Annotated in this window: 12 protein-coding genes; 9 read left to right on the forward strand and 3 right to left on the reverse strand. The window is 31.3% G+C overall.

Features of this window, described 5'->3' with window-relative positions:
- Positions 1 to 31: 31 nt before the first annotated feature.
- A complete protein-coding gene (locus Q0K76_RS12600) occupies positions 32 to 754 on the reverse strand; it encodes an outer membrane beta-barrel protein (protein WP_294616025.1) in 723 nt (240 codons plus the stop codon).
- A 174-nt stretch (positions 755 to 928) separates the two neighbouring features.
- Between Q0K76_RS12600 and Q0K76_RS12605 the strand changes: the two genes are divergently transcribed.
- A complete protein-coding gene (locus Q0K76_RS12605) occupies positions 929 to 1,324 on the forward strand; it encodes a helix-turn-helix transcriptional regulator (protein ID WP_294616026.1) in 396 nt (131 codons plus the stop codon).
- On the opposite strand, the gene Q0K76_RS12610 is transcribed toward Q0K76_RS12605, so the two are convergent.
- Complete coding sequence (locus Q0K76_RS12610) at positions 1,321 to 1,719, reverse strand: hypothetical protein (RefSeq protein WP_294616027.1); 399 nt, start codon at positions 1,717 to 1,719, stop codon at positions 1,321 to 1,323. The genes Q0K76_RS12605 and Q0K76_RS12610 overlap by 4 nt on opposite strands.
- A 149-nt stretch (positions 1,720 to 1,868) precedes the next feature.
- Between Q0K76_RS12610 and Q0K76_RS12615 the strand changes: the two genes are divergently transcribed.
- Positions 1,869 to 2,390 carry a hypothetical protein gene (locus Q0K76_RS12615; protein WP_294616028.1) on the forward strand — a complete coding sequence of 174 codons (522 nt, stop codon included), beginning with the start codon at positions 1,869 to 1,871 and terminating at the stop codon, positions 2,388 to 2,390.
- Positions 2,387 to 2,845: a DNA repair protein RadC gene (gene radC, locus Q0K76_RS12620; RefSeq protein WP_294616029.1), complete on the forward strand. Its 459-nt coding sequence runs from the start codon at positions 2,387 to 2,389 to the stop codon at positions 2,843 to 2,845. Before Q0K76_RS12615 ends, radC begins: the two co-directional genes overlap by 4 nt.
- Here radC and Q0K76_RS12625 read toward each other — a convergent pair.
- On the reverse strand, positions 2,842 to 3,387 hold the full coding sequence (locus tag Q0K76_RS12625; RefSeq protein ID WP_294616030.1) for a hypothetical protein: 546 nt from the start codon (positions 3,385 to 3,387) through the stop codon (positions 2,842 to 2,844). The genes radC and Q0K76_RS12625 overlap by 4 nt on opposite strands.
- Before the next feature lie 350 nt (positions 3,388 to 3,737).
- Between Q0K76_RS12625 and Q0K76_RS12630 the strand changes: the two genes are divergently transcribed.
- The 6 genes from Q0K76_RS12630 to Q0K76_RS12655 all read left to right on the forward strand — a co-directional run bounded on the left by Q0K76_RS12630 (position 3,738) and on the right by Q0K76_RS12655 (position 9,402).
- Positions 3,738 to 4,007 carry an AlpA family phage regulatory protein gene (locus Q0K76_RS12630; protein ID WP_294616031.1) on the forward strand — a complete coding sequence of 90 codons (270 nt, stop codon included), beginning with the start codon at positions 3,738 to 3,740 and terminating at the stop codon, positions 4,005 to 4,007.
- A complete protein-coding gene (locus tag Q0K76_RS12635; RefSeq protein ID WP_294616032.1) occupies positions 4,007 to 5,086 on the forward strand; it encodes a hypothetical protein in 1,080 nt (359 codons plus the stop codon). Before Q0K76_RS12630 ends, Q0K76_RS12635 begins: the two co-directional genes overlap by 1 nt.
- A 70-nt stretch (positions 5,087 to 5,156) precedes the next feature.
- The gene (locus Q0K76_RS12640) at positions 5,157 to 6,011 is read left to right on the forward strand and encodes a hypothetical protein (protein ID WP_294616033.1); all 855 of its coding nucleotides are present in this window, start codon (positions 5,157 to 5,159) and stop codon (positions 6,009 to 6,011) included.
- 349 nt (positions 6,012 to 6,360) lie between these two features.
- Positions 6,361 to 7,935 carry an AAA family ATPase gene (locus tag Q0K76_RS12645; protein WP_294616034.1) on the forward strand — a complete coding sequence of 525 codons (1,575 nt, stop codon included), beginning with the start codon at positions 6,361 to 6,363 and terminating at the stop codon, positions 7,933 to 7,935.
- Positions 7,932 to 8,819 carry an HNH endonuclease signature motif containing protein gene (locus Q0K76_RS12650; protein WP_294616035.1) on the forward strand — a complete coding sequence of 296 codons (888 nt, stop codon included), beginning with the start codon at positions 7,932 to 7,934 and terminating at the stop codon, positions 8,817 to 8,819. Before Q0K76_RS12645 ends, Q0K76_RS12650 begins: the two co-directional genes overlap by 4 nt.
- Before the next feature lie 385 nt (positions 8,820 to 9,204).
- On the forward strand, positions 9,205 to 9,402 hold the full coding sequence (locus Q0K76_RS12655; RefSeq protein ID WP_294616036.1) for a hypothetical protein: 198 nt from the start codon (positions 9,205 to 9,207) through the stop codon (positions 9,400 to 9,402).
- Positions 9,403 to 9,924 lie beyond the last annotated feature (522 nt).

Consider the following 9,924-nt stretch of genomic DNA (forward strand, 5'->3'; position numbering starts at 1 on the left):
GATTCAAAGGGCTACACTAGCCCTTTATTAATCAAAAACTATAACGAACCCCAACCATTAAATCAGTTGTACTTAGTTTTAACTCTGATTTAGCGCTATTATCAGTAGTGTTGACGCTTATTTTACCGCCATTAGTATAACGTGCAATAACATCGGCCGACCAATTGTCTGTAATTTTATATGCAGCTCCCAAACCTGCTGCATAAGCAAAACGAGTTTTGTTTTTAGAATCTTTATCAGCATCTTCATTATCTCCACCTGCAACTAGCCCTGTGCGTTCATATTTAAGAAACGCCGCACCTAATCCCAACGATACATAAGGTGAAAAATTAGTACCAGTATCAAAATCGTAATAGGTATTAACCATTAAGGTATTCATTCGGGTTTTGATATGTAAGTAATATTCTCCATTCATTAGATTCCCATCGTCATCTCTACCGCTAAATTGGTGCGCATTAGTATCTTTATTTAAATTGCCACGCATCGTAAACATTAATTCAGAGCGAATGGGTAAGTCAAATTGTGGTTTAAAATTATAACCAATACCCACCCCCCCACTAACAACTACTTTGTTTTGGGAGTCAAAGCTAAAGTTGCTAGGATCAACATCACTATCAAAAAATTTGTGATTAATGCCGCCTGCTCGTAGCCAGCTTCCACCCAATTGACCATTGACATAAACACCTGATGTTTCAGCATAGGCAATACCTGTTGAACTGGCTAACATAGCTACTAAAATTAACGTTTTTTTCATATTTCCCTCATCTTATATAAATGTTATAAAACTTATTAAGTGTAGTATAAATTCATAAACATATCAATAAATGATATATAAATTAACATATGTATCTATAACTGATATTTAAATATTGAGGTAATGACAGGACAATAAGAAATAATACATAACATAATTTAGAGCTATATAAATATGGCAAAAACGCCAGTTTCAGATATTGATAAAAAAGTGGGTAAACGTGTACAACAGTGTAGAAAAGAAAAAGGACTCACTGTAGTACAGCTATCGGAAAAAATAGAGTTACCAGCTCAAACCATTTCTCGTTACGAAAGAGGAGAGAATAAAATCAATCTGGAACATTTAACATTAATTGCTACAGGTCTGCAAACCCCAATTAGTTGGTTTTTAATTGACGAAGAGCAAACTTACACTATAGAAACATCTAATAAAGTTGCAGAAAAAAAAGAAGCTTATTTATACTCAAATTCTAAGGATCTTGAGATTAGGTTGTTACAACGATGGGAACTTTTAACGACGGAACAGAAACGAGCATTAATTATTTTGCTAGATACTCTACCACTACATTAAGTTTTGATTTTAAAACCTTTAGGTGCTTTATTACTTGTTAATAAATGATAAGGTGAAAAATACAATGAAGTTATTAAATTGCCACTCTGCTTATAAATTTGATATTTCTGTATTGGTTGTTTAATATTACTAGCGCTAATATTTTCTTCTTTTTTCCAATTGATCTTACTACCATTATTTAATCGAAGTTTTGATAAGTAGACCTCAATTTCAGGATCTCCATAAACAGGAATAGGGTTTGTTCTGTCTAAGCCAAATTGACCATAACCTTGTGGAATTTTGTTTTTTCTACATGCTTGAGGATTATGTCTAATTATTCTTTCTAATGCTTTGGCTTTATAGTTTGGCATAGTATAAAACCATGAAGGTATAAATTGTGTTTGTGGCATATTCATTTTTAACTCCCATTTAGTACATTATTTCATTAAGGTATTGATTTAAATTAATTAAATTTGATTTTGGTACTGTTTTTTGCTATACTATTAGTTGATTAGTATTAAGTTAATTGTGTTTTTTAATTACTCATTGGGTGTTATTACTAGTGATGCCAGCAAAGCAAGGGAGTTTAGATAACTTTTGTGGCATTTACAGCTTGGTAAATGCAGTATCCCACCTGTATCGAAACCGATTAAAACGTAAAAATCTATACCTTAAGTTAGTCAATCATTTTAACCAAAGATACAATATTATTGATTTGATCAATTATGGTATGACAAATGTTGAAATGGATAATTTAATAATGACTGTATTTCAACAAGGTTATTATTATCAGCATTACCCATTAATAATCACGATGCCATATCGAGGTATATCAAAACTCACAACACCACAGCTATTTTCACAAATCAATCAATTTCTTAATAAATACCCAGATAAAAGAACTTCTGTCATTATTGGCACTCAGTACCATTGGTCAGTAATACAAGCGATTGATCATAAGTTTATTTATTTTTTAGATAGTACTGATTTTAATAAAGCATACCGACATAGTTTTTCAATAGTAAATAAGAATAAGACTTATCAGATTAGTTTAGATGATATTTATTTTTTTGAGCGTGTAATATGACGATAGTAACTATTAATGAACATGACCTAGATATCATTAATCAAGCCAAAGCTATTATTGCCAAATATATACACACGGGCAAAAAACTATGTTCACCAAATGATGTAAAGGACTATCTGATATTAAACCTAGGACTGCTTGATTATGAAGAATTTTGTGTATTATATTTAAATAACCAAAATCAAGTAATAGTATTTGAAAAACTGTTTAGAGGAACAATTAATGAAACTAGTGTCTATCCACGTGAAATCGCTAAGCAAGTGATTTGTTATAATGCTATTTCAGTGATACTTGTACACAATCACCCCAGTGGAGAGCCATTACCTAGTAAGGAAGACGTTAAATTGACCCAACAAATTGAGAGTGTTTTATCATTGATCGATGTGAAAGTACTTGACCACTTTATTGTAGCCAAGCACAAAATTGTTTCAATGAAAGAAAATGGCAATATTTAATCCAAATCATGATCATCGTTCTCTTGTTCATTCGCTATAATTTTTTCTATTCCTTCTTGAATAAATGTTTCATTTATTGCTTGTCTATACTGCTTTATGTTCCAATTCTCAGGTTGCTTTTCATCAATACCTAGAGTTCTATTTAAAATACATTGCGGGCTCTTTAATTTTTTATTTTTTTTGATTTTTAGTTTATTCAGTTCTTCAATTATTAAAGAGGTTTTTAATTTAGAGGTGAATTTATAAAATTTTGCAATAGAACAACGACGATAAAATGATTTAGCTTTTGGAATAGAAGAGATGTTTTGATTAAAATGTTCGAGCAAAAAAATGAAAAGATTTGTATAGACAGATATGACACCTTTTTGACCTTCCTTTATATTACCTTGACATAAAAACTGACTCAGTTTTTGCAGTTCTTCATATTGATCCCTTTTTAACTCAAGTGTTACGGTCACTATACCTGAATCTTTTTTACGTTGTCTAATTTCTTGTTGGACTTTCGTGTTAGATTTACGTTCTGATTTTTCATTTGATTTCATAGAAACACAATCCCCTGTCCTGATTACTTATAAAACTGCTGTTAATTTTATTATAACACAATATTGTCATAATGACAGTCATTATGACAATATTGTAATTACGTCTGTACTTATGACCGTCATAATATCGATTGTATTTTGATAGATTATTAAAGCTGTCTAATAGCCTGCTAATAGCCTGCTATAGCATGATTATATATACCTAATATTAAGAATATATTCATATATTAGGTATATATAAATAACATGAAATATAGTTAAAACGATATGTTTTAATCCATTAAATAGCTAGTTAGAGAGATTTTGAACCAAAAATTAATCAGAAATTTTATTTATTTTCGATCTTGTAAATGAGTTCCGTTGGAATTGCAATTGGTGCGATTCCGTTTATAAACGGAGGTCATAAAATGACTGCTATTTTTAAGATTAAACATGTATGTGAAATAACTGCTTTATCTAAGGCAACAATTTATCGTCAAATTAAAAAAGGGAAATTTCCAGCTCCAATTCAACTCACGGATAGAAGTATTGGTTGGTTAGATACTGATATTAATGCTTGGATAGTATCAAGACAGAAAGTCGATTTAACTCGTTCACTAGATGAGTGGAGGGTTAAATAATGAATAACATACTAAGTACTATTCCTGAAAAAAATATTGATTTTGGGAAAAACTACATTGAAGTTTCGGATAATGTTTTTATTGGTCATAAAGCAACATTAAGAATAGATAAGTTATCTTTTACGAGTGAGCCTAAAGATAGGGATTTATTAATAAATAAGCTAATAAAAATTAAGAGTAATTCAAAATACGATGTTAAACACTATAAGTCTTCAGGCAGTATTGCAAAACTTTACAAAAGAATGATTACAATTTGTTCGAAGAAAAACAAAAAAATTGGTTTAACGATTAATTATGACCCTAAATTTAAACGAGTTAATTTTATCAGGTTTGAATTATCACCACAGCATATAAGATGCAAACAAATGGCTAAATTAATTGATTTTTTGGCTCGAAAAAGGTGTTTAGGGAATATGATTTTTATGTTACTCAATAGAGCCGACGTTACACGGATTGATATTGCATTAGATTTATATGGTATATCTGCTTCTAATTACTATTTTGGTTTAGACGGGGCAACGAAGGGCAAACTTCATCTTAAAGATGAATGTCATGGTTTTGGAGGTGTTAGTTTAGGTAGTTATAAATCAACAGTGCAAATAGCTGTTTATGATAAAGTTTATATAGAAAAGGATAATATAAATGATATTAAATATTATTTATATCATCACGAAGAACTAAAGTTTATGCGAATTGAAGCGCGAATTAAACCCAAAGGCAGTAGTGAACTCATGTTATCCAATTTATTTATGACTGAAAGAATATCAAACCCATTTGAACGATTATGTATTTATCCCTTAAGTATTAAAACCCAGTTATTTAAATATGAATCTTTTTATAATTTGCTAGATAAAATGACTATCCCTGAGGCACTAGGTAAAATTGAAAAAGGATATGCTAAAGACAATATTCGCAAAATTTTAAAACAAAATAAAGCTTGTTTATTTGATGGTAAACGACTTTGGGAAAAAGAAAAATTGAAGTGCATGTCGTTGTTGGGGGTATTGCAACAGCCAGCCTATTGGGATCGAAAAATATGGAATAAGTATATTTTAAAACGAAGATCTAAAAGAAAATAGGTAGTTAATATGATATTCTGTTAATACATGTAATAGTGTATTAACAGAATTTTGTTTTAATGGGACTAATATGAGAGAAATTATTGATTATTTCCAATTAGGTGCTAATGGATTCGTTTTACTTGCTTTAAGTTGGCTATATATAGCTTATGTGAGAACTCTTAAATCCACTTTAGAACTGAAAAATGAGCAAATAAAAATTGCAGAAAAAAACGTAGGCTTTTGGAAAGATAAAGCGAATGAACTAAAAAAAACTTCACCTGAATTTGTAGAAACAGTGCTAAGTAAACGAATACAAATAAGAGAGGAAGAACTAAATAGATTAAATGAAGATTCATTTAAAAATCAAACTGAAATATTAGAATTAAAAAAACAATTAAATACACTACATTCTGAATTAGAGAAGGCAAAATATTTTAGCCGAGCACTTACTTATTATGATTCAGATATTGATGATGATGTAATTATCCCTCCATCAGATATCAAGTTAATTGAATTAGGAGAAGTTTTTGTCGACTCTGGTTCTTTGATGATAACCGACCCATGTTACATCGATTTAGAATGGAAGAATGTTGAATATACACCAAAAAGAATTTATAAGGATAGTATTACAGGTGAAAATATAGAATGGCCCCATGATTTTACAAGATATGATGAAGTTTTTGAACCTTATGGTAAGAATGTAAATGAACTTATTGCTGATGGTTCTTTTGTTGAAATAAAAGATAATATACCTTTATCCTATTCTTATTCTGGTGCTTGTCTTGCAACTAACTCTGAGCAAGGTTGTGGTGTTTTGCCATTTAAAAATGGTCTTTTAGGTGCCGGCTTCGCCATAAAAACTGTGTATGGTGATGGGGCATATACAGTTATGGGAGAATATTACAAAGATAATGTTATTAGAATATATATTGATTTACAATAAATATACTTAAAACACTATTTACTAAAAACAGCTAAGACGTGTGTACCCAATTTTTGTTGACTGTTAGAATCTGTAACTAATTTGTCTTATTAACTAAAATGATCTGGTATTCAGTAAATCGGAGTTTGTATATCGCAATCTCTTCGAAGTATTTCATCAGTATGATGAATACTTCTTAATTTAGATAATACTTTTTAGACCGATAGTTACACTAAGGGAGCATTCAGGATATGTGATAATTGGTGTGCTAATTTAAATTGTGTCAGCATAAAGGAAATCGACTAACGCTTCTTGATAGAGCAATTACCCTAAAATTTAAGTAAATACAGTTTACGAGTAGGAGCTAGATATGAACTTTGTAGTTCTTGGCAGAAATGAAACTATAACCCCATCAATTAACACTGCCTTTCTAAGAATAGATCATTGGAATGATTACTCTTTTGTCACAATGTTTTATTTAACGGTATACGATGAGAGCGGAATAGAGCATGATATTGGTGATGTAAAAATAGGCTTTATTGGGCAAACTACAGAAAATAGTACATATTCAACACTGAATAAGCACTTTTCCTTATTGGATGAGCAATATTTTTCGTTAGGCACTAATGTTAATTACTATAGATGCTTAAACGAGCTAAGCCCTGCTCTTAAAGAAACCATTTTAACAGCGCTTAAAGACCTCGTTTATAAGCCAGAAAAGATAAAAGATATTGAAGATGAGGATGTTTTAAACACTTCTCTTTTTCGTACTGTTACTTTATCAGATGTTCATGGTCAGTTTTCGAGAGCTTTAGCTGGATTAGCTGAGTTATCTGATTTCAACTTTAGTTTTATACGAAATAACGCAGAAGGTTTTTACGACTTAAAATTACCTTTTAAAGTAAAAGTAGGTTCAATCCCAATCACTAATATCCATGCTTTTATTGGTCGAAATGGGTGTGGTAAAACAACCATTTTGAATGGAATGATCAAAGCAATAACTAACCCCGACGATGACTACTGCTACTTTATTGATGATAGTGGTTTTGGGGATTCCAGAATCCCTAATGGTTACTTTCGCTCTTTGATATCAGTATCTTTTAGTGCATTTGACCCATTTACGCCACCTCAAGAGCAGACAGATCCTGCGAAAGGTACTAGGTATTTTTATATTGGCTTAAAAAAAAGAGATAACAACGATGAGCTTAATTCCCTAAAAGATCTACATAAAGACTTCGTTTCTGCATTAATAGGTTGTTTATGCAATGAAGATAAAAAAATAATTTGGCTTGAAACAATCAACAAATTAAGTAGTGACAATAATTTCAAGAATATGGAATTAAGTATTCTTGATGCGAGATATCAAGGCGTACAACAAAACAACCCTAACATTCAAGTTGACAGTGAATCTTTTAATCAGTTGTTTTACGCAGATATCAATAACTACTTACACCGTATGAGCTCTGGACACGCGATCGTACTATTTACGATCACTAGATTAGTGGATACGGTTGGTGAAAAATCTCTCGTATTGCTGGACGAGCCAGAAGGACATCTACACCCACCTCTTCTCTCTGCATTCCTGCGTGCATTAAGCGATTTACTTTACATCAAAAATGGAGTTGCTATTATTGCTACTCACTCCCCTGTTGTTCTTCAAGAAATACCAAAATCCTGTGTTTGGAAAGTTATACGTTCAAGAGAAGTCATAAACACGCAGAGGCCAGAGATAGAAACATTTGGAGAAAATTTGGGTGTATTGACACGTGAAGTATTTGCACTTGAAGTCACAAATTCTGGCTATCATTCTTTGTTAACTAAATCAGTTGATTCAGGTGCGTCATATCAGGACATTTTGGCTGAGTATGAAGGACAAATTGGACTTGAAGGTCGAACCGTCTTAAAGGCCATGATTTTAAATAGAGAGGCTGGAAAATTACAATGAAAAAGCTAAGTCCTCCTGAGATATCTTTTGATGATATGTTAAATAAGTGCTCTCAAGGAATGAAACAAGTGAAGATTCGTAATGACTTCATTTCAGTATTTCCAATTTTTAAAGAGAAAGAGTCGGAATATATAGAACTAAGTATAAATGGAAATTTATATGCCTATCCCATAACTAACCCTTTAGACGACACGACTAAAGTCATTGGCCACCTTACTAAATCTCAGCTAATTAACTTATATGAAAACAATCTGATAAATAAAGATAAACCTGCGAGAGAATACTACGATTTATTACTATTATCTTCAGGAGAGCGTTGCCCGTTTTGTGGCGATATTGGACAAACGAAAAACTTAGACCATTTTTTGCCCAAAGCTCATTTTCCTGAATTCTCAGTTATGCCGCTTAACCTAGTGCCTTCGTGTCGTGACTGTAATATGGGTGGAAAAGGTCAAGCTTATGCAACTAGCGAAGATGATCAAGTCATTCACCCATATCTTGATAAAAATATTTTTTATCAAGAACAATGGGTGTTTGCCGAGTACAATGATGAAGATGAGGGGGCACTGGTTTATTATGTCCATTGTCCAGATGCTTGGAGACTAGAAGATAAAAATCGGGCTAAAAACCATTTCAAGAATTTAGATCTAGCAAGCCGATATAGCTTAGAGGCAGGCAAACACTTAAGTGAAATAATCGACCAAAAGAATGCGTTTACAAATGTAATACGCCGCTTTGATCCACATGCTACACCACAAAAAATAAAAGATGCATTCGTTGATGCCAATCTCCAACCTATGATAAATTCAGATCAATTTCCTAATCACTGGAAAAAAGTAATGTATCAATGCTTAGCTGAGTCACCAGCTTTCTTTGAGATATGAATACTTAGAAAGTTTTTGATTGGCTCAATAGGAGGATTGAATTTAATTTTTTTGTAGCATTAATTAGTATAACAAAAAGTATAACAAAACCTATATTTTAATAAAAAATCATTAAAAATCAATATAACCATATAAACGCATCATTGGTGTGTGGTCGGTTAAATTTTCTTCATTAATCATAGCTTTATTTTTTATTGTTGTTTATATTTCAATGTATTAGTTATTTTTATTAGTCTCACCTAGTATCACTTAGACTCATAAAATATCACTGATTCTTAATCATTAGTATAACTATTATGAGTAATGTGTTGTAATTTAGTTATAAAATAATAGTCATTATCCATTTATTATAACTGATTATTAGTTCATAGCAGAAAGCTATTTTATGGCAAGTAGCAATCAAAAAGCGTTATCTCATCAAGCTATAGTAAAACTAAAGCCGATTGGTAAAGTATTATGCGATTGTAACGAAAATCGTGGTTTAAGAGTTGAGTGTTCAAAAACAGGTAAAACACGGTTTATATATAAATACCGAAGCACTGATGCTAAATTAGTTGAAATGACTATTGGGTATTTTCCATAAATGCAATTAGCTGAAGCTCGTTTAGAATTACAAAAATTGAAAAAATTAGAGAAAGTGGGCAATGCCCTAGGGAACTACGAGAACAATAAAAAATTAAAGAGCTACAACTTAAAAATTCTCAAGAAAATAAATCTAATTTTACTATTAAGGAAATGATTGATTTATATCTAACTGAATATATTCAAGATCACCAAACTAAAGATGGTAAAGTAATAAAAGGAGCAAGGAAGCCTAAAGGTCAAAATGAAGTATAGATAATAATTTTATCAATCCGGTTATTCTTGCGAAAAATAGTTTGCAGATAGCTAAATTTAAGTTGACCTCAAAACGTGGTAGCAGAGTATTATCTGAATTAGAACACAAGCAATTTTCAGAATGGTTACTTATTGGTAAGTTACCAGATAAGGCCAAGCACATACTTTAATGGGATGATTAATTGAATGGTTTGCATGAAACTAATAGAAAGGATTGATGATGAGTCAGTATTCACCTCTTTATAATATTACGCCGTCGATTATTAAT

The sequence above is a fragment of the uncultured Gilliamella sp. genome (assembly GCA_945271295.1).
In the GTDB taxonomy this organism is placed as follows: Bacteria; Pseudomonadota; Gammaproteobacteria; order Enterobacterales; family Orbaceae; genus Gilliamella.

Excerpts from the sequence above, each read along its gene's own strand:
- Q0K76_RS12600 (WP_294616025.1), bottom strand. The coding sequence starts at position 754 with ATGAAAAAAACGTTAATTTTAGTAGCTATGTTAGCCAGTTCAACAGGT.
- Q0K76_RS12615 (WP_294616028.1), top strand. The coding sequence starts at position 1,869 with ATGCCAGCAAAGCAAGGGAGTTTAGATAACTTTTGTGGCATTTACAGC.
- Q0K76_RS12635 (WP_294616032.1), top strand. The coding sequence starts at position 4,007 with ATGAATAACATACTAAGTACTATTCCTGAAAAAAATATTGATTTTGGG.
- Q0K76_RS12645 (WP_294616034.1), top strand. The coding sequence starts at position 6,361 with ATGAACTTTGTAGTTCTTGGCAGAAATGAAACTATAACCCCATCAATT.
- Q0K76_RS12630 (WP_294616031.1), top strand. The coding sequence starts at position 3,738 with ATGAGTTCCGTTGGAATTGCAATTGGTGCGATTCCGTTTATAAACGGA.
- Q0K76_RS12625 (WP_294616030.1), bottom strand. The coding sequence starts at position 3,387 with ATGAAATCAAATGAAAAATCAGAACGTAAATCTAACACGAAAGTCCAA.
- radC (WP_294616029.1), top strand. The coding sequence starts at position 2,387 with ATGACGATAGTAACTATTAATGAACATGACCTAGATATCATTAATCAA.
- Q0K76_RS12650 (WP_294616035.1), top strand. The coding sequence starts at position 7,932 with ATGAAAAAGCTAAGTCCTCCTGAGATATCTTTTGATGATATGTTAAAT.
- Q0K76_RS12610 (WP_294616027.1), bottom strand. The coding sequence starts at position 1,719 with ATGAATATGCCACAAACACAATTTATACCTTCATGGTTTTATACTATG.
- Q0K76_RS12655 (WP_294616036.1), top strand. The coding sequence starts at position 9,205 with ATGGCAAGTAGCAATCAAAAAGCGTTATCTCATCAAGCTATAGTAAAA.
- Q0K76_RS12605 (WP_294616026.1), top strand. The coding sequence starts at position 929 with ATGGCAAAAACGCCAGTTTCAGATATTGATAAAAAAGTGGGTAAACGT.
- Q0K76_RS12640 (WP_294616033.1), top strand. The coding sequence starts at position 5,157 with ATGAGAGAAATTATTGATTATTTCCAATTAGGTGCTAATGGATTCGTT.